The organism is Phytohabitans maris, assembly GCF_031085175.1.
GTDB lineage: Bacteria > Actinomycetota > Actinomycetes > Mycobacteriales > Micromonosporaceae > Phytohabitans > Phytohabitans maris.
Genome location: NZ_JAVHUY010000062.1, coordinates 16,016 through 39,334, shown reverse-complemented (window position 1 = coordinate 39,334; position 23,319 = coordinate 16,016). Strand labels below are relative to the sequence as shown.

Here is a 23,319-nt window from a genome sequence, read left to right as displayed (position 1 = left end):
CCTTCGGATTGCCGATCCGATGCGGACTAGCTGCTGTGCTGGTCACGGCGTTGCGGAGACCAGGCGGGAACCGGGCGCTCATCGGTATCGCTCCGTGCTGGGCGCGACGACCAAGCCGAGCGCGAGCTTGTGGCTGCAGCGTCCACGCGCGTCGCAGGTGCAGTGCCACAGGCCGCGCCGGTAGGTCACCTGGTACACCGCCCCGTCGCCGCGGCAGGTGGCGTCGACCTCGCCTGGCACGACGCGGAGCACGACAAGCCGGCCCTCGGCGAGGTAGCGAGCGGCCTTGCTCGCGGCCGACTCGCGGCTCATGGCGTCCACCGCCGCTCCACGCGTCGCCAGCCGTCGTCGTCGGGCGGCTCGTACTCGCGGACGGCCTGGCAGCGGCGGCAGATCAGCCACACCACCGCGCCGTCATCGCGCACGTTGCTGGCGAGCCAGCCGCAGTCCGGGCACGTCGTGCTGTCTCCACCGGTTGCGTCAACCGCGCCGGCGTCCACCGCCGCCGTGTCGGGGCGGCGGGCCTTCAGCTTCGTCTTCTTGCGGCGTGCCACTATCCGACGCCTCCACAGTTGATCTCGTGGCCGGTCGAGCCGAATGGCCAGCTGCATACGGGGCATTCCGTCGCGACACCCGCGACTGCTGCGACAGTCACCGTGTCTTCGCTGGTCAGAGGCAGGTTCGATCGCTTTCGGGCGTGTCGCAGGTTGCTGCGACGGTTAGCGACACTCGGCTGATCTGTCGCAGGTGTCGCAAGCTGTCGCGACACTGTCGTAGGCCCGTCGAACAGGCCTTGACCTGCGGTTTCTTCGTCACTGTCGCAACTGTCGCCGGTGTCGCAGGCATCCAGATGCTTCTGCGCCTCCGGGTGGAGCTCATATGTATCTGCGCGGCTGTCCACCGTCGTAGCCGGTCGGATCCAGCCCAGGTCGAGGAGCCTGGCCAGGACCGGCGCCAGCGCAGCCTTCTGCCGAAGCTGCGAGGGTCCGCCACGCTGGATGTCTCGTGACCGGAACCGGCCTGCCTCGGAGTGCGTGATTAACCACTCGATCAGCGATCGGGCGTTGGTGGTCTCCGCATCCTCGCCTGGCCGCAGCGCGACCGCTGCGTGCGCCCGGTAGTACTCTGCGAGATTGACGGCCGCAGCCATCGTCTCGCCGGAGATCGGCGCTGCGATGTCCTTTGCCGTCGCAGCGTGGATCGCGCCAGCGATCCGCAGCGTCGCACCGGCGAGCTTGGAACCCCAGCCGCGCATCAGCGGTGCGCCCATCGGCCCGTTGGGCCGCAGCATTGCCTCGATCCGACGCTCGTACGCGATGTGCGCGGCGACGGCCTCTCCCGACAAGGAGACGACCACGGGCGCCGTTGCGGTCGCCATCGCGATCGCCAGGCGGCGGACCAGGTCGCCCCACTGTTCGGCGAGTTCGTCGGGCACCGGAGGCGCGCCGATCTCTCGCCACCCGACGTTGTCTGTTGGGAGCGCCCAGAGACACCGGGCGAGCAGGCCACGGCCGGCGAAGTCGGCCCGATCCACCATCTCCCGCAGCGCATACGGCTGGATGGAAGCGACCAACGTCAGCGCCGGCCGGCGTACGAGCTGCGGCTCCCGGAGCTGGCGCGTCACCCGGATGGTGTCCCCGGCGTGCGCCTTCAGCACCGCGTCGAGGTTCGCCTTCTTCGCGTACCGACCGGTCAGCGCCTCGAACACGCCTGCCTCGGCGGAGATCGCCGCCACTCGCCCGCCCTGCTCGGCGAGGACCGATACGAGCGCCTCGGGCGTCGAGTCGTCGATCGTGAGCTGCGGCCAGACGGGAATCTGGATCTCTTCGGCCTTCTTCGCGGCCTCCTGCGCCGCATCGAGTGCGTCCCGGTCGCCTTTCTTCGCGGCGACGGCCAGGAGCTGCTGGGCACGCTTCTCGCCGGCTTCCTTCTCCACCAGGTCGTTGCGGCGCTTGTCCGCGATGGACTCGCGGAGCACGTCCTCGGCGTCCATCAGCGACGAGGTGCACGCCTCTACGACTGGGCTTTTGCGGGCGCCAGGAAGCAGGACGGGCACGATCCACGCATTGGTTGGCTCAACCCAGCCGGCCCGCGCCCGGACCCGGACCCGGCCACCGATGCACGCGCAGAGCACGCCCAGCGCCACACTGCCCGGAAGGTCGAGGGGCGTCTGCGTGGCAGTTGCCAGGGCCTCGGTGTACTCGCCGGGAAGGCCGGGGAGCCCCGGGAAGGGTGGCAGGTCGGTGCGCCAGCCCAGGGGGAGCGGTTCCTCCCACACGTGGTCGAGGCTGCCGGGCGTCAGGTCGTTGGTCACAGATTCGCCCCTGTGCGCCGTCGTGCGGAGTGGACGGTGCGTTCCGCCTCGGCCAGCGACAGCCCGTTGGAAACAGCTGCGGCCGCGAGTGCCGCGAACACGGCCTCACCAGCGCCCTGCTCGGCCGCCCTGGACGCGGCCCAGTGCAGCGCCTCGTTCCTGTTGTGCGAGGACGCCCCCTGCTCGGCGATGTGCCGGATCAGCCCGTCGAAGGTGGCGCTCGCGGTGGCTGGGAGGAGTCGTACCGGCCGGGGTGGCGCCAGGAACTCCCGGACCGCGGCGAAGTTCAACGTGACGCCGGTCGGCTCCCTGAAGGCGATCAGCTCGTACGGGTTGCCGTTGACGACGGACGGAGGCGCCACGACGTAGCCGCCTGTCGATCGGAAGTCGACGCCGTGCCGTGGGATGCGCCCGTTGCCCTGATCCGTCCCGGCGAACCAAACGTGAAGCCCGCCGCTCGGCGTGCGTACCGTCGCCTCGGCGCCCGAGACGTACCCGGCGTCGCGGAGCTTCGCGAGACTGGCCACCCCCGGCTGGCCGTCCTTCACGTCGACGTCGAGGACATCCGGACCGCCAGGCCTCCCGCAGGCAACGCCGATGTTGGCGGCCGGTGTGCGCGTCCACCAGACGGCGATGACTTCCGGGTCGGTGGTGGCGTCGAGCACGCCGTGTCCCCACGCCCCGCACTCACCGCGGCACGTGTCGCGCTCCTCGCTTCCACGCGAGTGCGGGTTGGCGTACAGCGGCACCTTCGCCCCAGGCGCGCATGGGAAGACCCGCCGGCCGGCGGCGACGAGCGAGAGCGCGGGCGCGGGCAGGCTAGGCAGCATCGTCAACCTCGCTCAGCCACTCGTCCGCAGCCGACCTCCGCAAGTCGAACAGGTCGGCGAGGTCGGCCTCCTGCTTCAGGATCAGCCGCGCGTACGCCGCGCGATACGAGTTGTTCCAGCGCGGCGTCTCCGTGGTCTGCAAGGCGATCTCCCAGCGGGCGCGCTCGAACAGCGCGGCGATGCCGATCTTGCGCCGCCCCGTCCTCACCACCCACTCGCGCGCCAGCCTGACCAGCACCTGGTAGACCAGCGGGTTCGCCTCGTGGAAGGCCCAGAACCGCTCCTTGAGGGAGGGCGGATCCTCATCGAGCAGGTCGACGAGGTCGAGCTGCTCGTGCTCAACATGCTGGTCACCGTCGCCGGGTCGTCTGGCCGGTGGAGTACCACCGTCAGGCTGCGGCTGTAGAGTCACGGCTAGACCTGAATCCTTTGGTGAGGGCGGGTTATCGGTAGCGGGCCCGGGAGTGGGGACTCCCGGGCCGCTGTGCGTCTGGGGATCGCCGCGAGCGAACATCAAGCTGCCTCCGGCGGATCGGGAACCGCCGCCAGCGGCGTGCGCGTCGGATGGGAGGGCTCGTCGACGACGCCGAGCCACTCCAGCACCGGCTGCGTGGCGAACACCCACTTATTGCCGAGCCTCAGCGGGGTAGTCGGAGTACGGCCCTGGCGGATCAGCTCGTAGCCGGTCCTGTCGCTGACGCCGATCACGGAGAAATAGGTCCGGGCGTCCATCCGGAGCCCGAGTTCCCTCACCGCCTCGGCGGTCCAACGTTTGCCCGGCTCGGCCCGATTGCCACTCACGCCGCCGCCTCGGCGTCAGCACGGGCCTCAATCCAGGCCTCGACATCTTCGGGCCGGTAGTGGGTATGCCTACCGACTCGCACACCTCGCGGCGCGGTTCCTCGGGCTCGCCAGGCGTACAGCGTCTCCAGCGGCACCCGTAGGTGCTCAGCGACCTCGACTGAAGTCATCAGTCGTTCCTTCATCACCATGATCGTGTCCTTAAAGCACGGACCATGATCGTGATCTACTGATCGCGACCGTGGATGACTGTGGACATCATGGCATTGGCCGTGGACACGTGCAACAATCTGGCGGAGCGTGCTCTCACAACACGTCGCCGGCCGGAGGAAGCATGACCGACGAAGTCCTGACCCCGACGCGCCACTTCGCGCAGAGTGTGAAGCGGTACCGAACCACGCGGGGCTGGACCCAGCCACAACTCGCCGAACGCTGCCAGAGGCTGGGCCTAGACTGGGATCGATCGATCATCGCCAACGTCGAGGCTGCCAGGCGCGCATCGGTGACCGTACAGGAGCTGCTGACCCTCGCAGAGGTCTTCGAGGTCCCGCCGGTGCTCCTGATCTTCCCCGTTGGTCTCTCACAGGAAACGGAGTTCCTGCCCGGCCTCGTGGTGTCGACCTGGACAGGCGCACGCTGGGTCTTCTACGGCGACGATCCCGCTGGCGCGGCGCCGATCACCCTGTATGCCCAGCACACCGAACAAGCGGAGCACTACACCGTGGCGCTCCACGACATGCTGGCGGAAGACGACGCCCTAGAAGATTCGGAGCTGCGCCGTCGGACTGAGGACGCGATGCAGAAGCTGCGCACCACACGCGCCGAGATCCGCAGACATGGCCTGATCCCGCCCGAACTGCCGAACGACCTGCAGCACGTTGACGACCGCCGGTATGAGCGCCTTACCCGGGAGCGGATCGCAGAACTGCGCACCGCCGCCCGACGGCGCAGACAGAAGCCCGCTGGTGGCAGCAGCGGTATCGACGGAGGAACTCGACCATGAACGTTTCCACCTTCAAGCGGTGCCGGTGCCGGGCCGATGGCAAGGAGCTCGGCGCCAAGTGCCCGAAGCTGCGCCGGGCGGACGGCTCGTACAACCCGCGCCACGGCTACTGGTCTTGGATGGTCGACATCCCAGTCGAGCGAGGCCAGAAACGCAACCGCCCAAAGCGCGGCAACCGCAAGACGCAGGACGAGGCCGCCAAGGAAGGCACTGCGGTCGCCGCACTGCTTGCCATCCCGGAGGCCGGCCGCCTGGGTGAGAAGGAGCGCGGCGAGATCATGGCGCTGGTCGACCGCGCGCTGAAGGCTGGCGCGCCGCTGCCATCCGCCGACGTGATCCGGCGCCGCGTGAAGACCGGCCTCTCCGTGAGCACGGACGTGCTCGTTGGCGACTTCCTGACGACGTGGCTCGCGGGAAAGAAGGACATCCGCAGCACCACCCGCAGGGGCTACGAGACGCACATCCGCGTCTACCTGGTGCCGCACCTCGGCCGCATTCCGATCGAGAAGCTGCGAGCGGCGCACATCTCCGCGATGTTCGACGAGATCGACGCGGAGAACGAGCGTATCCGCCAGGTGCGGAAGGACGGCACGGCGGAGCAGCGCGCCGCCCTGCGGTACCGAAAGATCGCCGGGCCTGCGACTAAGCAGCGGATCCGGGCATGCTTGCGTTCGGCGCTGAACGACGCCCGCGCGGAGGGCCTGGTCGAGGTCAACGTCGCCGGCGGCAAGTTGATCAAGATGGAGTCCGCGAAGAAGCCGAAGGCCCTCGTGTGGACGAAGGAACGGGTCGCCCGCTGGCAGGAGATCCGGACGCAGATCGCGGCGCTGGAGACCGACCGTACGGGCGCGCTCGACCGTTGCGACTGGACGGAGGCCCGGCGCCTCGCGGCCGAGATCGAGGCGCTGCGCGAGAAGGAGCGGCCGTCCAAGGTCATGGTGTGGACGCCCGCGCAGACCGGCCGCTTCCTCGACTTCGTAAGCGGCCACCGCCTGTACGCGATGTTCCACCTGATCACGTTCCGCGGCCTGCGCCGCGGTGAGTCGTGCGGCCTGCGCTGGATCGACCTTGATCTCGACGAGGGCATCGCGACCATCGCCGAGCAGCTCGTCACGGTCGGCTGGGAGGTCGAGGAGGGGGAGCCCAAGTCCGAGGCGGGCAACCGCGACGTGGCGCTCGACGCCGGCACCGTGCAGGTGATCCGTGCACACCGGCGCCAACAACTTGAGGACCGTCTCCGCTGGGGAAGCGCCTGGATCGACTCCGGCCGCGTCTTCACCCGCGAGGACGGCAGTGAGCTCCACCCGGCGTCCGTGACCGACATGTTCAACTCGCTGGTCGAGGAGGCGGGCCTGCCACCGATCCGACTGCACGACCTCCGCCACGGCGCCGCCACGTTGGCGAAGGCCGCGGGCATCGATACCAAGGTGATCTCGGAGATGCTCGGCCACAGCAGCCGGAAGATCACCGACGACACGTACACGTCGGTGTTCGTGGAGGTCGCCAAGGAGGCCGCCGAGGCGGTCGTGGGGATCGTGCCGCGGGCGGTCGTTGGAAGGTTGCCCGATCCTGCTGGTCTCCGCTTGGTCCCCGATGGCCCGGAAATGATGAAGGGCGCTCCCTCCGATGGAGAGAACGCCCTGCTAAACCGTGGCGCGCCCGAAGGGACTCGAACCCCTAACCTTCTGATCCGTAGGTCTGGGCGTAGCGTCCGCCGGCGTTCGCCATCGTATGGATACCCTTGTCAACGGACGTCCGCGTAAGCTAGCGTACTTCTGCGGACGAACTGAATACGCTACATGCTCCGCTACACCAGCGTCCAAAGTGGACGACGGAAGATCGATCAACTAAAGCGGCCCGGGCGGTGCGCCAACACCGTGATCCCGGGCCTGACCCCTAACGAGGAGGGGCTATGTCCGACCCTACGGCGTCTGGGGCGCCAACTTTCACCCGCCCGATGTGGCTCATGGTGCCGGTGCACGCTGGCCGTGCCCGGGTGATGCTGGCCGAGCTCGGCGAGCTCGTGATGGCGGCCGACGCGGAGCTCATCGCCGGCGTGCCGGTCGACGACCTCGCCGGCGAGCTGGTCGACGCCGGCCTGTCCGGGCGGCTGGTCGACGCGCTGTCGGATGAGACGGTGCGGCTGGCGGCCGCCGAGCTGCGCGGCCGCGCGCTGGCGGGTGCGTGAGCTGTGGCGTGGATTCGGCAACTGCCGTCGAAGAAGTGGGCGGCGACGGTGTACCTGCCCAACGGCAAGCGGGTGACCCGTACGCACGACCTGAAGAGCATCATCGCCGGGTGGGCGGCTGACCTTGAGGCCGACATCCGGCACGGTGACTGGATCGACCCGCGCGCCGGGTCGGTCACGGTCGGCGAGTGGTGGGACCGGTGCCAGGAGTCGCGGCGGCTGGAGCTGGCCTCTCGCCGGCGAGACGCGTCGCACTGGCGCTGCCACGTCGCCCCGCATTGGGCCGAGGTGCGGATCGGGTCGATCCTGCGCCCGGACGTGTCCGCGTGGGTGGTCAAGATGCAGCGCGCTGGGGTTGGCGGGGCGACGATCGAGGGTGCGGTCGGGGTGCTGCGCGCGCTGCTGGACCTGGCCGTCGACGCCAAGGTGTTGCGGCTGAACGCGGCCCGTGGGGTGAGCGTGCCCCCGCGGGCGACGCACCTGGACCGGGTACTCGAACCCGGCGAGGATGAGCAGCTGCTCTCCGCGCTGGACCGGCACCACCCCGGCCTGCCCGCCGCGCGGCTGTTCGTCGAGGTGCTGGTGTACTGCGGGCTGCGGTGGGAGGAAGCCGCCGCGATCGACCGCGAGCACGTCGTGATGCGCCGGGCACTGATCCAGGTAGGCCCGGTCGTCGAGCGCGACGGCACGATCCGGCCGTACCCGAAGACGCCGGCCGGGGTGCGGGACGTGCCGGTCGACGACGAGCTGTGGCCGCGGCTGCGTGCGCACGCGCTCGCGACCGCGCCGGGCGGGCTGCTGTTCACCGCCGGGGGCGGGCAGGTTCTGCACTACCCGAACTGGCGTGAGCGGATCTGGCGCCGGGCGCTGACCGGCACGCCCGCCCTCGAGGCCAAGCGCGGCCGCGCCGCGCGGCTGCCGATGCCGGGCGCCGGACTCGAGCACCCGTGGCCGACCGCGCACGACCTGCGCCACACGTACGGCACCCGGTTGGCCGAGCAGGGCGTGCCGGCACACGAGATCGCCGCGCTGATGGGCCACGAGAGCCTGCGCTCAGTGCAGCGGTACCTGCACGCCGGCAGCGACCGGTTCGACCGCGCCCGGCAGGCCACCCGCCGCGCCCGCCGCGCCGGGGGTGCGGCATGACCGGGGCGAAGGTCACCGCCCGGGCCAGCGCCGTGCTCGTCGCGTTGATCGCGGGGTTCGCGAGCTTCCGGCACATCGTCGACGTGGCCCGCGAGCACGGCGAGGACCTGGCCGTCGCGTACGCGCTGCCGTTCAGCATCGACGGCCTGATGCTCGTGGCCACCGCCGCCATGATCGAGGACAAGCGCGCCGGGCGGCACCCGCGCACCTCGGCGCGGGTCGCGTTCGCGTTCGGTGTGGCCGCCTCGCTCGCCGCGAACCTGGCCAGCGCCCGACCGACCGCGGGTGGCCGCCTCGTCGCGGTCGTCGCCCCGATCGCGCTGCTGCTCGCGGTCGAGGTGCTGTCCCGGTCCGGGCGGCCGCGTACGGACGCCGAGGAAGGCGGCACCACGGTTCCCCCATCGGCTGAAGGCGGCACCACAGTGCCCCCTGCGCCCGAGGCTCCAGAACCGGTACCCGCGCCGAGCAGCGATGCGGACGATGTCCGCGCGGAGGTCGACGAGCCGGCCGTGCCCGAGGTCGAACAGGTCGAGCAGCCGGACGACGAGCCGGCACCCGAGGTCCCCGAGGTCGAGGAGGTCGGGCCTGCCGACCGGCAGGCCGAGCACGGCGACCCGCTGATACTCGCGGCGCGGACGGTGGCCGGCGAGATGGCCGCGGCCGGCCGCAGGGTGACCCGGGACGCGCTCGCCGCTGAGCTACGCGCCCGCGGTCACCGGGTGGCCACTACCCGGGCGGGCCGGCTCGCCCGCGAGCTGGCGGCCGCCGCGTAGATGGGAACGCCCCACCGTCGCCGAGGCGGGACGGTGGGGCGACCCGGCGGGGTTCCTCACCCGCCGTCTGGGGCGCCGTGCCGGGCAACAGCCGGCATACCGGGGCGGCCGGCCTCGGTCCACAGCCGCTGCACTTCGGTCAGCGCTTGCATCGTGCGGTCGTACGCGACCGCGCAGGCTGGCCGGTCGCCACGTTGGACCGCCTTGCCGTGCTCGAACGCGGCCATCGCGGCGGCGATCACCGCGTCGACGAGCGGCACGCCGGTCGGCTCGTACGCGCGCAGCGGGTCGTCCTCCGGTCCGATCACGGGCGGGTCCACTCGACGAACCGCCGGTACAGCTCGCTGGAGGAGGCGCAGTTCAACTCGCCGGCGGCGTGGCCGAGCTGGACAGCCATGTAGACGCCGAGGCTCACCCGGTCGCGCACGTGCTCCTCGGCCAGCATGGTGCGGGCCGGTGGGCACGGCCACTCCTGCCCGCAGACCTGGCATGTCCACTCCGGACGCCTCGGGACGTGCTGCTCGCTCACGACGCGTTGTCCAGGTGGCAGCTACGGTGGGCGGGGCGAGGAGTCAGCACCCGTGCAGGGGGCGGGGTCGGCTGGTTCCACGGTGGTGCGCCCGGGGCGTGGCCGCCGGACTGGTGCACGTACGGCGTGGCCGGGCCGGTGCGGTCCACGACGGGGCGCGGCCGCCGCTTCCACGGCCAGCGCAGCCACGTTCCGCGCATCCCCATCGCCACCGCCCCCTTCCGGGGGGCGTGACCGCTCGTTGACCTTCAGGCGTGCGGGGGGCTCGCCTGAGGCTCCCGGGCACGGTCACGCCCCGGTCCGCGAGGAGCGGCGTCGATGCCACGTGCGCCGGGCCAGCCGCTCTCTCTTCACCGGATGCTGCCGTGACCTCTACGGAAGGTGAAGGTACGAGGCGTACCACTACGACCGGGCCAGCCGGTAACTGGTACATGGCGTACTAGTTCGCGTCGGCGCCGACCAGATCGGCTAGCTCGGCCAGCTCACGGCTCATCGCTCGCCGGCGCGACGCGGCGAGGGTACCCACGATGTCGCGGGCGAACCGCTGGTGCCGCAGCCACGCGGGCGCATGCTCACGGACGTCGAGCAGGACCTCTGTCGCCTCGGCGTGTTGGCCGGCCTGCGCGTGTGCCCACGCGACGTCGAGCCGGTGCCGGTTGCGATTGTTGGACGTGGGCCGGTCGCTGGGCGGCACACGCTCAGCGAGCGCCAGGGCGCGGCCGACGTCGCCGGCGATCACGGCGGACTCCACCCGCTTCATCTCCACGGTGGTGTGGCAGAACGCGCCGATGGTGGCGGGACCGGGTGAGATCACGTGCTCGGGCACCCGGTCGCCGATCCGGACCGCGGCGGCGGCCGCGGCGTCCAGCATGGTCTGTGCGTCGTCGTCCCGGTTGTCGCGCACGGCGGCCGCCGAGGCGCGCAGCAGCAGCCACCCCCACGACGAGAACTGAGCCGGCTCGGCGCGCGAGAACCGCGGTTCGATCGCGTCCGCCGTGGTCACGGCGAGCTGCTCAGCCTCGGCGAACCGGCCTTGGCGCAGCAGCAACCAGCACATCGTGGTCACGGCCGACGCGCCTACCAGCTCGTTACCGGACGCGTCGGCGGCGTCCAGCGCGAGGCTCAACGCCCTGTAGGCCAGGTCGAACGTGCGGAGCTGGATCAGGGCGGTGCCGGCGACCTGGTACGCCTGCGCGAGCAGTTCATAGGCGGCGGCCTGCTCGGCGCCGCTGGTGACGTCGACGGCGCTTCGGGCCTCGGCGAGCAGCGCGGGCAGGCCGGCGAGCGTGGCCGCGTAGTCGTCCGCGTGGTACACCCGGTCGATGGCGCGGATGCGGGCGCGCACACCGTCCAGTGTGGGCGGCTCTACCGCTGGCCCGCCGACGACCACCCCGCGCAGGCCACGGGCCGGGGTGAGCGCGCGGCGCACCTCCAGCAGGGCGACCTGATCGTGGTCCGGCTCGCGGCGTGCGGCGGACTCGGCGGCGTTGCCGATGAGCGTCGACGTCGGCACCCGCAGCGCGCGGGCGATGCGGTTCAGCGTGGCCATGCGCGCAGTGGTGCGCTCGTTCTGCTCCAGCTTCCGGATCGTCTCGACGCTGACCTGAGCGGCTTCCGCGAGCTGCTCCTGAGTCTGGCCGGTCTGGCGTCGACGCTGGGCGATGTTGTCACCGATGGTGGGACTCATATCAGGCTCCCAGGTAGTGGCTGGGCGGCGGCGCGCCAGGCCACTACCCCGGCGGCCGCCACTGTCGACGGTACGCCTGCGCGGCTGGATCTCCACGCGGTGTCCCCCGGGCGTGCGCTCAGGCCAGCCGGGCAGTCGTGACGCGTTCGCCTTCGACGTAGAGGCGGAGCTTGCCGGTACGTACCGCCTCGTGGAACCAGGAGGCCATCGCGCGCTTGCGGTCGTCGACGCCTCCCACGTTCGAACCGGTGTCAGTGTCGGCCGGTACGCCGGCGAGGCCGGTCTGGTTCCGGCGTACCCGGCGCCTGAGTTCGGGTGGGAGCGGGACCACTTCGGGCACGCCGCCGCGGTTGGCCTTGACGATGCCGCCCTCGGCCAGGCTGGGGATGTCGGGGATGTTCGGCAGGGGCAGGCGCATGGCGGGGATGTGGATGCCGGCGATGGTTACGGCGGGTGCGCCCAGCTCGAAGCCGTTCCACAGGTGGATCACGCGGCGGAACGCATCTGTGTAGGCGGATCAGGCCGAGGGCGTTACCGATCCACTGCTGCATGCGCCCGGACTCGCGGGCGGCGATCGCCCAGCGTTCGAACCGGCCGGCCAGGGTCAGCGTGTGTCCGGCGAGGCCGGGCAGGAACCCGGCGCCCACGGCGGCGAACTGCATGAGGCCGTTCAGCACGGGGCGTACGCCGGCGGCGAGCCGGCCGGTCGACGCCGCGGTGGCGTCGGCGAGCTGGCCCACGTCGCGGACGGTGCGTCCGGTAGCGGCCAGGCCGAGGGTGCTCCGGATGGCGGTGTTGAACGACCTGCCCATGCGGGGCAGCCAGCCGCGCACGGCGGGCAGGTACAGGCCGGACAGGCGGCGTAGCCCGGCGGCCGTGCCCTCCCAGGTGGCCTGCTGCCCGGCCCGGCCAGCGGCCTGCCACGCCGGCGCGAGCGCCCGGGCGGTGAGCACCACGGCGCGGGCGTTCGGCGCCAGCCGCGCCAGGGCTTCGGTGGCCCGGTCGACGCCTGCGGCGGCCGCGCCCGTGGAGGCGTCCCGTACGGCCTGCTGGGCGTCGGCGAGCCGCCGGGCAGCCTGGGCCAGGTCCCGCTGCGCGTCTTCTCGCCGGCGTTCGGCGTCCAGCACGGCGGTAGAGCCGTCGACGCCGCGGCGTTGGCTTTCGGCCTGCTCGGCGGCCAGGTCCTGACTGCGGTCACGTACCTCGCCGAGGCTGTGCAGGGCCTGCCGGTAGGCCAGGTCAGCGGCGGCGATGTCGGCTGGCTTGCCGGTGCGGCGAGCCACCTGCAGGTCCTTGTCCGCGCGCTGCACCGCCTGCTCGGCGGCCTCGACGTCCAGGGCGACGCCGGCGACCGCACGGCCGAGGTCCTCCAGCCGCTCCCGCCCACCAGTGCGGGCGGTGGTCACCACGGCCTGCGCGGCGATGGCGTCGCGCTGCGCCTCCTCGAACGCCTGCCCAGCGGCGGCCAGCTCGCGGTGCGCGGCCGCCACCGCCTTGCCGGCGGCCGCCGTCGACGAGCCTCCCCCGGTCGCGGCCGCACCGGTGGCGGTCCACGCGTCGGACAGCCCGAACGTCACCACCCGCAGCGCGACCATTTGCAGGCCGGCACCGCCGAGGATGGCGGGCAGCAACCCGGCGGCGCCGACAACGCCGGCGCTGGCGGCACCGAGCGCGACCGCGTGCGCGGCCGCCGACGCCGCAGCCACGCCCACCGCAAGACCGGTGACGCGCGTCGACGAGCTGGCCGCGCGTACCGACATGGCGGTACGCGCCAGCGTGCCCGAGACGCCGCGGTCCCGGCCGATCAGGTTGAAGACCAGCGACGTATCGCCCACAGCGGCTACCCGTCAACGCAGAGCGCGCGGATCCGCTCCAGCCACTCGGCACCGGACCGCACGCCGCTGGAGCGAACGGCCACCATCATGGGCTCGGCGTTGACCGGCACGGGGGTGGGCCCGTAGTCGGTCAGGCCGAGCTCGTACCGCACGACGGTGGGCAGCGCGGCGCCCGGCCGTACCTTCGGCACCCGCGTGGGCGAGGAGCGGTAGACGCGGCCGCGGAAGGACTGGCCGGTGATGTCGCCGTGCCGGATCGCCTCCAGCGTCGCGTCGGCCAACGCGCTGCGGTTGTAGCGGGTGACGGTGAGCAGGCCGCGGCTGTCTGGGCGCACCTCGATCGGTGTGCCCAGCGGTACCGACGCGATCGCGTCCGGGGTGCCGTGCACGGTCATGCCGTGGTTGAACAGCACCGACGTCCGCGTCAGGCCCTGCGACAGAGCGTGGTCGAACGCGGCCCGGTCGATGATCTCCATGTAGTGGCCGTGCGTGTCTTGGACCTCGTACTCGTCGTCGAACAGCGCGCAGTACGCCTCGACGGTGCGGCCGTCGCCTGACCGCCGGACGGTGATGTCGTCCAGCGGCCAGGCGCGGGTGATGGTCGCCACGGCTGTGCCTCAGGCCAGCGGCACGTTCGAGGCGACGGCGTTGAGCTGGAGCAGGCGGAACGCGTCGACGTCGACGACGTCGGCGCCGACCCGCCACAGCGCCAGCCAGCCGGCCTTGCCGGTCGGCCGGCCCGTGGTCAGCCCCATCAACATGGGGTTGTACTGCACGGACATGCCGATCCGGTCCACGATGTAGTACTCGGCGAAGTTGCCGGCCAACAGCACCAGGCCGCCGGTGGTCACCGCCGACTGCATCGTGGACGCTTCGTAGGCCGGGGCGTCCAGCAGCATCCGCGGCCGGCCCATGCCGAGGTTCGCCCAGAACGAGCCACCGCCCGAGGTGTCGAACTGCCGTACCCGGCTGTAGATCTTCTTGTTGGCCAGCCACGACGCCTGAGCGGCGTCGCGTGGCCGCAGCGCGTCCGAGACGTTGTAGACGTCCCCGATCGCGAGCGCGTTGGTCGCCGCCGACGCCACGATGGACGCGGTCACGGCGGCCACCGCGGCGACCACACCGCGCGGACGGGTGGCGCCGACGTTGGCGGTGGCGAACGCGGCACCCTCGTGCCGGGCCTTGGCGTCGGCGAGCAGCCGGCCGAGCTGGTTCGCGAAACCGGAGTCGGCCAGGACCTCGTACGTGCCTTCCACCCACGCGTCAGCGCGCTTCGGCGTGATGGTCGGCTGAGCGAACGTCGGCGTACCGTCCGAGGCCTCGGCGCCCTCCGCGGTCCAGCTCGCCGTGACGCCCGAGCTGGTGACGCCGTTCCACGAGTCGGTCGCGATCTGCTTGATCGTCGAGATCTGCCGCAGCGGGTCCATGATCCCGGCGTTGGTGAGGATGATCGTCGGGTCCAGCGTGAACGGCACCAGGAAGCCGCCGTTGGCGTCGGTCAGCGTCATCGACGCGCGCAGCAGCTCGCCGGCGTACGCGCCGCGGGTGCGCATGTACTCCCGGAACTGCTCGTGGTAGCCAGGGCTGCCGGTCATCAGCATGTGCCGGGCGATCAGCGCGGCCTGCCGGTTCTCGTCGCTGTCGTCGACGTCGACCAGGCGCTGCACGTGCTCGCGCGCCTTGTCGTCCATGTGCGCCGGTGCGACCTCGACGGCCTTGAGCGCCCGCGAGATGACGTCGCCGTCGTTGTACCGGCCGTCGCGCAGGGCGGGCAGGTCGTCCTGGTACGGCTCGACGCGGCGCATGATCTCCGGGCCGTTGCCTGGCCGGACGCCGGCGCCGTTCTCGCCGCGCAGGCGGCCGCTGGTGACACCGTCCACCGCAGAGTCGCGCAGCTCGCCCTCCAGGGCGCGGATCAGCTCACGCTTGCGGCGCGCGCCGGTCTCGATCCGCTCCAGCCGGGTCTGCTGGCCGTCGGTCAGCTCGGCGTCGCCGGCGGACCGGACGACCTCCTCAGCGTCGCTTTCCAGCCGGGCCAGCGCGGACTTCGCCTCGCTTAGGTCGGCCTTGATGGTGGGAATCGGGCGTGGCATAAGGGATTCGTCTCCTCAGGAAGGCATGGCAAAGGGAACTGCCGTTGCTCCTGGGAGGCCCACGCGGGGCGGCCCTGGTCGGATGCTCGCGTCGGGTGTAGCGCGGTGGCAGGGCGAGAGGCTGGTCGGCGGCCCGCCGGGCCACCACCGGACGCGGCCCGGTGGCTGGTTCCCAAGGTAGATCACGCAGCGGCCGGCGGACCGCCGTCCGGCGGCGTGTCGGTCAGCCGCCGATCGATCCAGCCCAGCAGCGCCACCTGACCCTCACGGCCCAGCGGACGCGTAGCCCGGACCAGCGCGGCCGCGGGTGTCGCTGCGGCGTCGTCCAGGGCGCCGTTCAGGTCGTCGACGAGCTGCTCCCGCACGCGCAGCAGCGCGGCCGGGTCTGCCTGACGCAGCGGCGTCACGAGCGCCTCGAACGCGGCGGCCGCGGCGGGCGAGTCCGGCACCTGGACCGGGATGTACTGGCCGGCGATCAGGTCGCCGGTCGCGTCGAGCGCGTCCAGCGGCACGACGGCCAGGCGCTGTCCACCCCACCGGACCTCGACGTCGCCGGCGTCACGCAGCACGCGCACGCCGTGCTCGCCAGTGGCCCGGCAGTACGCGATCCGGGCGGCCCGGTCCTGCTCGGGCAGGTTCGCCACGCAGAAGCGGATGACCTCGGCCAGCCGGCCGAGCTGGTGCTCATTCACATCGATCCCCCAGAGGTATAGAAGGCTGTCAGTCGCGGCTGTCGCCGGCCCGCGCGCGAGATGCGGCGCGGGGAGAGAGACAGACCACGGTGTGCGTGGGGTGTACGCGCGCGACTCGCGAACTTTTCACCCCCACCCCCCTTGTCACAGGTCCTGCACGCGCACGCTGATGACCACAGAGGGCACGTCCGTGAGTGGTCCAGGGGTGGGCTCGCGCCTGTTGCGCTCTTGGTTGCAGCACCTGCCTCGCGTTGGAGCGCACGCGTAGCAGCGATCGCGTGCCCCATGTGCAGGGCGCAGGTTGGCAGGGTCCCAGGGGTGCCCACCATCAGCCCTACGTAACACGTGGTCAATGTCTGCTGAGGGGGTCAGCGCGTGCCCACACCACCAGCAGGTGTAGCCCCAGACGGCGAATACCTGCCTGCGCAGCTTGCGCCAGCGTGGCCCATGTCGCCCAGCGTTAGGACCTGTCACGACGCCTGCCTCAGCTCGTCGCCATGTCGACGCACGAGCGCGCCAGGGGCCAGGGTGGAGGCCAACGCGAGTAGCTGCTCTGCCTCCTCCCGCGCTTCGTCCACAGTGCACTCAACGCCCTCGCGCACGTACAGCTCGTGCAGCGCCTCCACGTACGCGTCCCTCGTGATCGCCACATCGGCAACCCGGGCAACGGTCGTAGCTCGCGCGCTGCCCACGCCTACGAACGCCACACACAGGTCGCACAGTGAGCACTGGACGTCTTCGCATCGGGAGACGACGGCAACCAGTTCGCCGGCGACCGTCCAGCAGTAGTCCTCGGCCAGGTCTCCACGCGAGGCCACCAGGACCCTCACGCGAACGACCTCGGCGGCGAAGCCGGGCCGGCACACGGCCGACACCACGTGGTCGCAAGCCGGCCGCGGCCGATGCACAGCAGCACCGACCCGCAGACCGGGCACCGGCGCACTACGCCGGCGAGCACACGGAGCCTCATGCGGCTGCCCTCCCGCGCATCACGTCCTGGTCCTCGTCGTCGACGCGCTCGCCGAGCCGGCGACGGTCCAGCTCGGCAGCGTCGGCAAGGCGCTGTACCTCGCGTGCGGAGTGGCGTGCGTCTCCCGGCTCGCCCGGCAGACCACAGCGACGGCACCAACCACGCGGGCCGGCCTCGCGCCGGTCCGAGGTGACGTATTCAGTCGACAGGTCGTCGTCCAGCTCGAACGGGTGGGGGCGCATACCCGGTTTGGTCATGCCGGCTCCTCCCGGGCGGCCGCGAGCGCACGGCGCGCCTCCTCGGCACCGCGGCGAGCGCGCGCGGCGGCGATGTGCGCGGGCACCTCGCGCTCGGCCAGCTCGGCCTGCCACGGCGGCACCGATCGCTGAGCGGCCGCCTCCACGCGACGGGCTGCTAGCTCGCGCTGCACCAGGCTCCCCGGCAGCGGAGCAGACGAGTCCCGTGCGCGGGCGCGCGCGCGTACGGAACCCGGGGTAGGGACGGTAGGGGCGGCACCGTGGTTACCGATCGGGTACACCACAGTGCCGCCATCGGTAACCACAGTGCCGCCATCTGGCATGGGCGTGCCGCCATCCGGGCGCGATGGCGGCACCACAGTGCCGCCATATGCGAGCGCAGGGGGCGCCACGGTGCCGCCATCCCCGCACGCCGCGCACGAGCAGCCCGGCGGCACCGGTAGCTCCGGGAGGCGGTACTGCGGGAGGGTCCCTCGTGTCGCGTAGACGGGCAGTCCGCGTGAGTCGGTGCCCCGTACCACGCGGACGTCGAGTCCGCGCTCGGCGAGCCGACGCAGCGCGGCGCGCACGCCACGCTCCTCGATGCCCACGCGCCGGACTAGGTCCTCGGTCGCGATCGGGCGCGTGCGCGACGGCAGGCGCACCTGCTCGGCGATCGCCACTAGGAGTAGGCGCTCGGCCGGTGTCATCGGGGGCGCGTGGTCGAGCACCTCGGCGACGAGCTGGTAGGCCACGGGCTACGCGGCCCGAGCCTGCTCGCGCAGCCGGTCGACGTACTCGACGAGCGCGGCGTGCGGGATGCGGCGGGCCCGGCCGATCGTGACGCTCTCCAGCTCGCCGCTGGCCATCAGCTCGTAGATCGTGGTCCGGCCGCAGCGCAGCATCTGACCCGCTGAGTCCACGGTGTGCAGCAGGGCATCGCTGTGTAGCAGGGCATCCATCGACCCACACCCCTCCAGTGCGTAAGCCCGCGCGCTTGCGCGGCCATTGCCAGATATACCCTATGCGGCGTGTCCGCACAAGTCCGCTAGCATGCGCGCCCGACCGTGCGCACTTGCGCGCACAAGCTCGCTGGCCTACCGTGACCCGGTGGAAGTCGTGATGCTGGAGATCACCGGGGCGCCCGGTTGGCTTGCCGCACACCTCTCGGGCGACGGGCCACCCTTGGCGCTCCTCAAGTTCGAGCCGCGCGACGGACGCGCGGTCATTACGCGTCTTGTGATCGTGGGCGAGGCCATCGATTCGTCGATGCTCCGCGCGATCCCGATCGGACGTATTGAGTCCGATCTCAACCATCCGAGGTACGGATTCCCGGGAGCATTGCGCGCGGAGCTGCCGCATGACGTGCTCGCCGAGATGGCCGCGCGTGGGGAGCTGTTCCCCGAGGAGTTCGCCGCGATCGACAGAGCGCTCGACCGGTACCTGTCGACGGCAGGAAACAGGACCCCCACGGTCGGCCGCAACGAGCGCCGGCGGCCGCGAGCGTCACTCACCCGGCCGGACGGCTCAGACCCGGATGGGTTCTCACGTCGTGTAGCCGACGCCTACAACGAAGCCGTGGTCAGCACAAGGAAGCCGGCGATGGTGCTAGCGGAGGAGGCTGGCGTGCCGGTGACCACGGTGCACCGCTGGATCGCTGAAGCGCGACGGCGCGGGCATCTCCCACCCGCGCGGAAGGGAAGGGCAGGTTGACCACCAAGAAGCGGACGCCGAAGGGCGAGGGGTCGGTCTACCAGCGAAAGAGCGACGGGAAGTGGTGCGCGTCCGTGACGCTGCCGAGCGGCCGCCGCAAGGTCGTATACGGCGATGACGAGAAGGAGGCACTCAGGGCTCGCCGGAAGCTGCTAGCGGAGATCGAGGCGGGTCGGCCGGTCACAGTCGGGCGCGATCCAACGCTCGGCCAGCACCTGACATGGTGGCTTGACGTCTACGTGGCTGGGCAGGTTGAGGCCGGCCACCTGGACGAGTCCACAGCGGATAGCTATCGGCAGATGATCGAGACTCACATCCTCCCGACCAGCATCGCCAAGGTGAAGCGGGAGCGGCTATCCACCGAGGATGTACGTGCGTGGCAGCGAGAGCGCCTGAAGACCACCAGCTCGCGGGGCAAGCCGTACTCCGCGCGGTCGGTCGGGATGGCGCACGGCGCGGTTCGGCGGGCGCTGAACGACGCAATGCGCGACGAGATGATCGGGCGGAACGTCTTCGCCCTCGTGCCCCTGCCCGCCGGGCAAAGCAAGCCGGCTGAAGCACCGACAGAGGAGGCGGCGGAGCGCGTCTTCGCCGAGATGGTCGCAGACACACATCGGGTGCTGTGGTTCACGATGCTGGCGTTCGGTCCGCGGCGGGGCGAGGCGCTCGCCATGCGGTGGTCGCTGACCGACCTCGACGCGGCGAACACCAAGCTGCGCAAGCAGATCCGCCGTGTGCGCGGTACCGAGGTCGACCCGGAGACGGGGCGGCGCCGGGGACGTCTGGTCGAGAAGGACCTGAAGACGGACGCCTCGCGGGCGACGCTCAGCCTGCCGGCTGCGCTGGTCGAGCTGCTGCGCGTGCACCGGCGCGAGCAGCTCGCGGCACGCCTGGCCGCTCGGGTGTGGGTCGATCCTGACCTGATCTTCACGACGTCGGTGGGTACTGCGCTGGAGCCGCGGAACGTCAACCGGGCCTGGGCGGCGGTGTGCGAGCGAGCAGGGGTCAAGATGCGGCTGCACGACCTCCGGCACCTCGCGGCGAGCCTGGCGTTCGCTGAGGGTGCGTCCATCAAGGAGGTTCAGGCCATGCTGCGGCACACGCGGCAGGCGACCACGGCGGACATCTACGTGCATGTGGCCGAGTCGGTGCGGAAGGGGACCGCCGACAAGATGGACGGCGTGCTGCGGAAGATCGCGGGTGCGTGATGCTACATCGGGCGCTACATATCGATCTTGCCGAGGAAACGAAAGTGCCCCGCGCCTGCCGTTTTGGCTGGTCACGGGGCCTGTCGTGCTGCGCGCCCGAAGGGACTCGAACCCCTAACCTTCTGATCCGTAGTCAGATGCTCTATCCATTGAGCTACGGGCGCTTGCGCTCGACCAGCATACACACCGGCCTGGGCGCGGAGACTCCGGGATTCGAACCCGGGAGGGGCGTTAAGACCCCAACCGCATTAGCAGTGCGGCGCCATAGACCAGACTAGGCGAAGTCTCCCAGGTGGCCGTCGTAGACCACCGCTCGCCGAGGATACCGTGCGGTCGTCCGTGCCGGCAAAGCGGCGCGGGCCGTGGCGGCGGGGTTTACGGGAGGTGCGCCGGCCTCATCGGGACTAGGCTCCCTCGTCATGGAGGAGGAGCAGCGCCCGAGCGGCCGGCGGGAGCGGTCGCGCCCCTCCAAGGCTGCCTTCACGCCGCCCGAGGAGGATCCGGCAGCGGCGCCTCCGCCGCGCCGGCCGCCGGCCAGTCGGCCCGCGCCTTCGGTGCTCTTCCAGGCGCCCGCGGTGCCGGACGAGCCACCTGACGAGCCACCCCGGCGCGCCCGGCCAGACAGACGGACCGATCGGGACGCACGCGCCGCGGAGGCGCGCCCAACGCGCGCACGAGACCCTGAGGCGACCAGCGCACACGAGCCAGCCGGAGAGCGCCCACGAGCCGCTGAGGAGACCAGCCCAGACACCCCAGCCAGGGAGCGCACACGACCGGCCGGCGCAGACACGGCGGAGGCGGAGACCACACGACCGGGTCGGAGGGCTGGCACCGACGCGCCGGTCGCGGAGACCGCGGCGCCGCCTGCACGGGTCACCAGGGGAACCAGCGCGGACAGAGCAGGAGCGGGGACAGCACGGCCTCGCGGCGGGGCCAGCCCGGGCGCGCCCGCTACGGAGACAGCGCCGGCGGCCGGGGAGACACCACCACCGCGCGCACGGCGGGCCAAGACGGCCGGCGCCGATGGGTCGTCCGAGGGTGAGGCGGCGCCGCGCACTCGGGCGGCCGGGCGCAGGACCGCAGACGAGCCGGCCGCGGAGGCCACCGCGCGGGGTCGGGCGGCGAAGAAGGCGACCGCTGGCGAGACGCCTACGCGGGCGAGGCGCGCCAAGAGCGCGGCGCCGGAGGAGCCGGCCACCGATACACCGGCGCTGAGCCAGCCCGCCAAGGTCGCCGCCGAGAAGACCTCCCCGGAAAGGCCGGCCGACGAGGCACGCACGGTGACCCCGCCGGCCGATGCCGCCGCGCGAAAGGAGCGAGCCGAGAGCACGCCGGCGCAGCCAGCAGCCCAAAGACCCGCAGCAACAAAGAGCACCACCCGGAACGAGCCAGCCGAGAGCACGCCAGCAGCCCAAAGACCCGCACCATCAAAGAGCACCACGCGGAACGAGCCAACTGAGGAGCCCGCGCGGGGCGCGCCGAGGCAGCGGATCTCGGCGGAGGGGGACGCCGCCACTCAGGACGCGGAGGCAACGGACGCCAAGGCCGCTGGGAAGAAGGGCGCAGCGAAGAAGGCGGCCAAGGCAGCGGGCCGGAAGGCGGCGGTGACCGGTGCCTCGCGGGCGGCGGCCGCGGCCAGCACTTCGGCCCGGAAGGCGGTCGCCCTGGTGAATGGGCCGGTCGTCACGCGTACCAGAGGGGAAGATGGACCCGCGACCAGGCCGCGGCTTTTCGATCGGCCGGGACATGCCCCGGAGCTCTTGGCTCTTGCGGCAGTGCGGGCGATCGGGCCGCAGGCGCGCGACTGGGCCGCGCTGACGCGGGCGACCTACCCGGCGGCGACGGCCGACGGGCTGGCGCGGCTGGCGACGCGGCGCTTCGTGCGGATGGCGGGGGCGGGTGGGGCGGTGTCGGCGGCGTTCGGGCTGTTGACGCCGGTGGCCGAGCTCACCGCGACGGCGTGGGCGCAGGCGGCGCTGGTGTTGCACCTCGCGGCGGCGTACGAGCATGACCCGCTCGACGACGAGCGGGCGGTCGACCTGCTGGTGTTGTTGGGGGTGCACGCGTCGGCGGAGGCGGCCCGGGCCGCGCTGGCCGAGGCGACCGCGACCGACCTGGAGGACGACGGGCCGCCGGCGCTGCGGGCGGCGGAGGCGGCGTGGCGGCTGGCAATGCCGCTGTCCGGGCAGTCGCGGGGGTGGTTGGCGGTGCGGATGTTCGCGCGGCGGCTGCCGGGTGTGGTGCCGGTGACGGCCGCGGCGGGCGCGGCCGCGGCGGTGGAGCGGCTCGGCTACCGGGCGCGGGCCCGCTACCGCGCCGCCTGAAAACCAGACCCTCACCGAAGCGAGCGACGCACCAGGCGGGCGAGCCCACCAGATGGGCAAGCCCCACCAGGCGGGCAAGCCCCACCAGGCGGGCAAGCCCCACCAGGCGGGCAAGCCGCGCCAGGTGGGCGAGCCGCGCCAGGTGGGCGAGCGCCCGAAATGGGGCATGCCCCGGCGAGCCGGGCTACCTCAGCCAACTCCAGTGGTCCTTCAGCAGCGTGTACCCGATGAAGGCGACCACATCGAGCAGCGTGTGTGCGATCACCAGCGGGAGTACGCGGCGCGTGCGCAGGTAGAAAAACGCGAAGATCACGCCCATTACCGCATTGCCGATGAAGCCACCGAAACCCTGGTACAGGTGATAAGAGCCTCGCAATAGGGCACTCGCGGCAATGATGGTGCGAATCCGCCATCCCAGTTCTTCCAGGCGGGTCACCAGATATCCGACAACGATTACCTCTTCGAGGATCGCGTTCTGCGCGGCGGCCAGGATCAGCACGGGCACCGCCCACCAGAGGTCTGGGAGTGCGGCCGGCACCACGTTGGCGTTGATGCCGATCTCGCGCGCGCCGACGTAGAGGAGGATGCCGGGAAGCCCGATCAGCGCCGCCAGTCCCATGCCGCTCAGCAGGTCGAAGACGGGGTGCCGGCGGTCGAGGCCGAGGGTCGTGCGGGCGTCGCGGTCGCGGTTGAGCAGGTGTATCGCCAGCAGCACCGGGACCAGCGCGAAGAAGATGCCGAGCAGCTGGTAGGTGAGGTCGAGGTAGGGGCGCGGCGACTGCGAGGCGTTGAGCGTGGCGGTCTGCTGCGACAGCGGGCGGCTGGCCGTGAGCCGAGCCGTGATGGAGATCATCGCATAGATCGCCGACTGTCCGAGCGAGACGCCGAGGACGAGGAGCACCTCGTTTCGGCGGGTGGTCTGGGCGCGGCCGGTGGTCGGCGGGGCTAGCTCAACCGTCACCCGATAACTGTGCCCG

At 71.7% G+C, this 23,319-nt stretch carries 27 protein-coding genes and 2 tRNA genes; 8 read left to right on the top strand and 21 right to left on the bottom strand.

The window, feature by feature from the left end:
* Window positions 1-78: 78 nt before the first annotated feature.
* The 7 genes from RB614_RS40440 to RB614_RS40410 form a co-directional block, all read right to left on the bottom strand.
* Window positions 79-312, bottom strand: coding sequence for a hypothetical protein (locus RB614_RS40440; RefSeq protein WP_308718021.1), 234 nt, complete (start codon window positions 310-312; stop codon window positions 79-81).
* Window positions 309-554: a hypothetical protein gene (locus RB614_RS40435; RefSeq protein ID WP_308718020.1), complete on the bottom strand. Its 246-nt coding sequence runs from the start codon at window positions 552-554 to the stop codon at window positions 309-311. Before RB614_RS40435 ends, RB614_RS40440 begins: the two co-directional genes overlap by 4 nt.
* Window positions 554-2,314, bottom strand: coding sequence for a YfjI family protein (locus RB614_RS40430; protein WP_308718019.1), 1,761 nt, complete (start codon window positions 2,312-2,314; stop codon window positions 554-556). The genes RB614_RS40435 and RB614_RS40430 overlap by 1 nt, the downstream gene beginning before the upstream one ends.
* Window positions 2,311-3,144, bottom strand: coding sequence for a bifunctional DNA primase/polymerase (locus RB614_RS40425; protein ID WP_308718018.1), 834 nt, complete (start codon window positions 3,142-3,144; stop codon window positions 2,311-2,313). Before RB614_RS40425 ends, RB614_RS40430 begins: the two co-directional genes overlap by 4 nt.
* Window positions 3,134-3,556: a hypothetical protein gene (locus RB614_RS40420; protein ID WP_308718017.1), complete on the bottom strand. Its 423-nt coding sequence runs from the start codon at window positions 3,554-3,556 to the stop codon at window positions 3,134-3,136. The genes RB614_RS40425 and RB614_RS40420 overlap by 11 nt, the downstream gene beginning before the upstream one ends.
* A gap of 101 nt (window positions 3,557-3,657) precedes the next feature.
* Window positions 3,658-3,945 carry a hypothetical protein gene (locus RB614_RS40415; RefSeq protein ID WP_308718016.1) on the bottom strand — a complete coding sequence of 96 codons (288 nt, stop codon included), beginning with the start codon at window positions 3,943-3,945 and terminating at the stop codon, window positions 3,658-3,660.
* Window positions 3,942-4,115, bottom strand: a complete 174-nt coding sequence (locus tag RB614_RS40410) for a helix-turn-helix transcriptional regulator (protein WP_308718048.1) — start codon at window positions 4,113-4,115, stop codon at window positions 3,942-3,944. Before RB614_RS40410 ends, RB614_RS40415 begins: the two co-directional genes overlap by 4 nt.
* 164 nt (window positions 4,116-4,279) lie before the next feature.
* Here RB614_RS40410 and RB614_RS40405 point away from each other — a divergent pair, with 164 nt between their 5' ends.
* The 5 genes from RB614_RS40405 to RB614_RS40385 all read left to right on the top strand — a co-directional run bounded on the left by RB614_RS40405 (window position 4,280) and on the right by RB614_RS40385 (window position 9,055).
* Window positions 4,280-4,948, top strand: a complete 669-nt coding sequence (locus tag RB614_RS40405; RefSeq protein WP_308718015.1) for a helix-turn-helix transcriptional regulator — start codon at window positions 4,280-4,282, stop codon at window positions 4,946-4,948.
* The gene (locus RB614_RS40400; protein ID WP_308718014.1) at window positions 4,945-6,711 is read left to right on the top strand and encodes a tyrosine-type recombinase/integrase; all 1,767 of its coding nucleotides are present in this window, start codon (window positions 4,945-4,947) and stop codon (window positions 6,709-6,711) included. The genes RB614_RS40405 and RB614_RS40400 overlap by 4 nt, the downstream gene beginning before the upstream one ends.
* A 206-nt stretch (window positions 6,712-6,917) precedes the next feature.
* Complete coding sequence (locus tag RB614_RS40395; protein WP_308718013.1) at window positions 6,918-7,136, top strand: hypothetical protein; 219 nt, start codon at window positions 6,918-6,920, stop codon at window positions 7,134-7,136.
* Between the two features lie 3 nt (window positions 7,137-7,139).
* A complete protein-coding gene (locus RB614_RS40390; RefSeq protein WP_308718012.1) occupies window positions 7,140-8,282 on the top strand; it encodes a tyrosine-type recombinase/integrase in 1,143 nt (380 codons plus the stop codon).
* Window positions 8,279-9,055 (top strand): DUF2637 domain-containing protein, encoded by a 777-nt coding sequence (locus RB614_RS40385; RefSeq protein WP_308718011.1) that lies wholly within the window; start codon window positions 8,279-8,281, stop codon window positions 9,053-9,055. The genes RB614_RS40390 and RB614_RS40385 overlap by 4 nt, the downstream gene beginning before the upstream one ends.
* A 56-nt stretch (window positions 9,056-9,111) precedes the next feature.
* On the opposite strand, the gene RB614_RS40380 is transcribed toward RB614_RS40385, so the two are convergent.
* The 11 genes from RB614_RS40380 to RB614_RS40330 all read right to left on the bottom strand — a co-directional run bounded on the left by RB614_RS40380 (window position 9,112) and on the right by RB614_RS40330 (window position 18,059).
* A complete protein-coding gene (locus tag RB614_RS40380; protein ID WP_308718010.1) occupies window positions 9,112-9,363 on the bottom strand; it encodes a hypothetical protein in 252 nt (83 codons plus the stop codon).
* Window positions 9,360-9,584, bottom strand: a complete 225-nt coding sequence (locus RB614_RS40375) for a flavin reductase (RefSeq protein ID WP_308718009.1) — start codon at window positions 9,582-9,584, stop codon at window positions 9,360-9,362. The genes RB614_RS40380 and RB614_RS40375 overlap by 4 nt, the downstream gene beginning before the upstream one ends.
* Before the next feature lie 439 nt (window positions 9,585-10,023).
* Window positions 10,024-11,271, bottom strand: coding sequence for a helix-turn-helix domain-containing protein (locus RB614_RS40370; protein WP_308718008.1), 1,248 nt, complete (start codon window positions 11,269-11,271; stop codon window positions 10,024-10,026).
* 251 nt (window positions 11,272-11,522) lie between these two features.
* On the bottom strand, window positions 11,523-13,106 hold the full coding sequence (locus RB614_RS40365; protein WP_308718007.1) for a hypothetical protein: 1,584 nt from the start codon (window positions 13,104-13,106) through the stop codon (window positions 11,523-11,525).
* A gap of 5 nt (window positions 13,107-13,111) precedes the next feature.
* Window positions 13,112-13,714, bottom strand: a complete 603-nt coding sequence (locus RB614_RS40360) for an HK97 family phage prohead protease (protein ID WP_308718006.1) — start codon at window positions 13,712-13,714, stop codon at window positions 13,112-13,114.
* Between the two features lie 9 nt (window positions 13,715-13,723).
* Window positions 13,724-15,199 carry a phage major capsid protein gene (locus RB614_RS40355; protein ID WP_308718005.1) on the bottom strand — a complete coding sequence of 492 codons (1,476 nt, stop codon included), beginning with the start codon at window positions 15,197-15,199 and terminating at the stop codon, window positions 13,724-13,726.
* Between the two features lie 182 nt (window positions 15,200-15,381).
* Window positions 15,382-15,891 (bottom strand): hypothetical protein, encoded by a 510-nt coding sequence (locus RB614_RS40350; protein ID WP_308718004.1) that lies wholly within the window; start codon window positions 15,889-15,891, stop codon window positions 15,382-15,384.
* A 470-nt stretch (window positions 15,892-16,361) separates the two neighbouring features.
* The gene (locus RB614_RS40345) at window positions 16,362-16,721 is read right to left on the bottom strand and encodes a DUF7715 family protein (protein ID WP_308718003.1); all 360 of its coding nucleotides are present in this window, start codon (window positions 16,719-16,721) and stop codon (window positions 16,362-16,364) included.
* A 136-nt stretch (window positions 16,722-16,857) separates the two neighbouring features.
* Complete coding sequence (locus RB614_RS40340) at window positions 16,858-17,118, bottom strand: hypothetical protein (protein WP_308718002.1); 261 nt, start codon at window positions 17,116-17,118, stop codon at window positions 16,858-16,860.
* Window positions 17,115-17,852: a hypothetical protein gene (locus RB614_RS40335; RefSeq protein ID WP_308718001.1), complete on the bottom strand. Its 738-nt coding sequence runs from the start codon at window positions 17,850-17,852 to the stop codon at window positions 17,115-17,117. The genes RB614_RS40340 and RB614_RS40335 overlap by 4 nt, the downstream gene beginning before the upstream one ends.
* 3 nt (window positions 17,853-17,855) lie before the next feature.
* The gene (locus RB614_RS40330) at window positions 17,856-18,059 is read right to left on the bottom strand and encodes a helix-turn-helix domain-containing protein (RefSeq protein WP_308718000.1); all 204 of its coding nucleotides are present in this window, start codon (window positions 18,057-18,059) and stop codon (window positions 17,856-17,858) included.
* A gap of 148 nt (window positions 18,060-18,207) precedes the next feature.
* Here RB614_RS40330 and RB614_RS40325 point away from each other — a divergent pair, with 148 nt between their 5' ends.
* Both RB614_RS40325 and RB614_RS40320 read left to right on the top strand, forming a co-directional pair.
* Window positions 18,208-18,810, top strand: a complete 603-nt coding sequence (locus tag RB614_RS40325) for a hypothetical protein (protein WP_308717999.1) — start codon at window positions 18,208-18,210, stop codon at window positions 18,808-18,810.
* Entirely contained in the window at window positions 18,807-20,018 is a 1,212-nt protein-coding gene (locus tag RB614_RS40320; RefSeq protein ID WP_308717998.1) for a tyrosine-type recombinase/integrase, read from the top strand. Before RB614_RS40325 ends, RB614_RS40320 begins: the two co-directional genes overlap by 4 nt.
* Before the next feature lie 91 nt (window positions 20,019-20,109).
* On the opposite strand, the gene RB614_RS40315 is transcribed toward RB614_RS40320, so the two are convergent.
* A tRNA-Arg gene (locus RB614_RS40315) sits at window positions 20,110-20,182 on the bottom strand.
* Window positions 20,183-20,216: 34 nt separating this feature from the next.
* Window positions 20,217-20,307, bottom strand: a tRNA-Ser gene (locus RB614_RS40310).
* Between the two features lie 1,471 nt (window positions 20,308-21,778).
* On the opposite strand from RB614_RS40310, the gene RB614_RS40305 reads away from it, so the two are divergent.
* A complete protein-coding gene (locus RB614_RS40305) occupies window positions 21,779-22,342 on the top strand; it encodes a hypothetical protein (RefSeq protein ID WP_308717997.1) in 564 nt (187 codons plus the stop codon).
* 184 nt (window positions 22,343-22,526) lie between these two features.
* Here RB614_RS40305 and RB614_RS40300 read toward each other — a convergent pair whose 3' ends face one another.
* Window positions 22,527-23,303, bottom strand: coding sequence for a CPBP family intramembrane glutamic endopeptidase (locus RB614_RS40300; RefSeq protein WP_308717996.1), 777 nt, complete (start codon window positions 23,301-23,303; stop codon window positions 22,527-22,529).
* Window positions 23,304-23,319: the final 16 nt, after the last annotated feature.

Excerpts from the sequence above, each read along its gene's own strand:
- RB614_RS40400 (WP_308718014.1), top strand. The coding sequence starts at position 4,945 with ATGAACGTTTCCACCTTCAAGCGGTGCCGGTGCCGGGCCGATGGCAAG.
- RB614_RS40340 (WP_308718002.1), bottom strand. The coding sequence starts at position 17,118 with ATGACCAAACCGGGTATGCGCCCCCACCCGTTCGAGCTGGACGACGAC.
- RB614_RS40405 (WP_308718015.1), top strand. The coding sequence starts at position 4,280 with ATGACCGACGAAGTCCTGACCCCGACGCGCCACTTCGCGCAGAGTGTG.
- RB614_RS40370 (WP_308718008.1), bottom strand. The coding sequence starts at position 11,271 with ATGAGTCCCACCATCGGTGACAACATCGCCCAGCGTCGACGCCAGACC.
- RB614_RS40330 (WP_308718000.1), bottom strand. The coding sequence starts at position 18,059 with ATGGATGCCCTGCTACACAGCGATGCCCTGCTGCACACCGTGGACTCA.
- RB614_RS40440 (WP_308718021.1), bottom strand. The coding sequence starts at position 312 with ATGAGCCGCGAGTCGGCCGCGAGCAAGGCCGCTCGCTACCTCGCCGAG.
- RB614_RS40355 (WP_308718005.1), bottom strand. The coding sequence starts at position 15,199 with ATGCCACGCCCGATTCCCACCATCAAGGCCGACCTAAGCGAGGCGAAG.
- RB614_RS40385 (WP_308718011.1), top strand. The coding sequence starts at position 8,279 with ATGACCGGGGCGAAGGTCACCGCCCGGGCCAGCGCCGTGCTCGTCGCG.
- RB614_RS40425 (WP_308718018.1), bottom strand. The coding sequence starts at position 3,144 with ATGCTGCCTAGCCTGCCCGCGCCCGCGCTCTCGCTCGTCGCCGCCGGC.
- RB614_RS40410 (WP_308718048.1), bottom strand. The coding sequence starts at position 4,115 with ATGACTTCAGTCGAGGTCGCTGAGCACCTACGGGTGCCGCTGGAGACG.